Origin of the sequence: Vibrio sp. 10N.286.52.C3, assembly GCF_041468865.1 — a bacterium.
Taxonomy (GTDB): domain Bacteria; phylum Pseudomonadota; class Gammaproteobacteria; order Enterobacterales; family Vibrionaceae; genus Vibrio; species Vibrio crassostreae_C.
Genome location: NZ_JBFRJM010000069.1, coordinates 1 through 981 on the forward strand (window position 1 = coordinate 1; position 981 = coordinate 981).

General features: G+C 42.8%; 2 protein-coding genes. Both read right to left on the reverse strand.

Annotated elements, in window-relative coordinates:
* Positions 1–16 precede the first annotated feature (16 nt).
* On the reverse strand, positions 17–598 hold the full coding sequence (locus AB4138_RS21015; protein WP_086738234.1) for an IS630 family transposase: 582 nt from the start codon (positions 596–598) through the stop codon (positions 17–19).
* Positions 564–981 (reverse strand): transposase (locus AB4138_RS21020; RefSeq protein ID WP_372307580.1); only part of this gene is annotated, 418 nt, incomplete at its 5' end. The genes AB4138_RS21015 and AB4138_RS21020, both read right to left, overlap by 35 nt.

Here is a 981-nt window from a genome sequence, read left to right on the forward strand (position 1 = left end):
ATACCAATCCGGAAAATTAACTGATCAGGTCAATCCAATCTCTTGTACACATTTTTGTGACGCGATCTTTGCACTCAAGAAATCCATTCCAAGCGCTACAGACCTTCGAAACAATATCGTTATAATCAATGAAGTTTTGGTTTGCTAGATAGTGTTGCCTTAACCAACTCCACACTTGCTCTATAGGGTTAAGCTCTGGTGAGTATGGCGGCAATTTGATAATACTGACATTATCAAATGGGTTAGCAATATCATCGGTATGCCATCCTGCGCCATCCATTATTACCACTGAATGACGGTCTTTTTCTGTGACTTTAGATATCTGCTCTAGATGGTTTATCATGATGTCTTTGTTAACCCAAGGGACGACCATTGCCTCACCAATCCCTCTCGATGGGCACACTGAGCCAAACAAATAAGCGTATTCAAATTGCTGCTGTTTTACTACGCGAGGTCTCGTTCCACGAGTAGCCCAAAGACGTGTTGTTGTGTTCTGCTGACCAAACCTAGCTTCGTCTTGAAACCAGACATCAACACTCTCTAGCCCAATATGGCCGGGGATCTTAAGGATCGTTTCGATTTGGAATTTTTTTAAAATCGTCCTGTATTTGCTGTGATTGTTTAGGGTGTTTGGAACGAGAAGTTATCCAAGAAAAACCCATGTGGTCTAGGAGATAATAGATGGAATTAGGGTGGTAGTGCTTGTCAAAGTGTTTAACGATGTAGTCATGTATATCGCTTCCAACAAGGCGGCCACCAGAAGGTGATTCAGCTTCTTTTTTTATGAAGGCACTGAGTTGAGCCCGCTGCTCATCGGTGAGGTATGCAGGCCTACCAGTCCGAGGTTTTTCTTGAAGTCCTTCTAGGCCTTCTTCAAAAAAAATCCGAACCCATTTATTGACACTGGTTCGACTGACTTTGAGAGATTTTGCAATTTGTGTACGAGAGAGGCCGTCTTTAAAGTGTGCGAGCGCAAGTAAA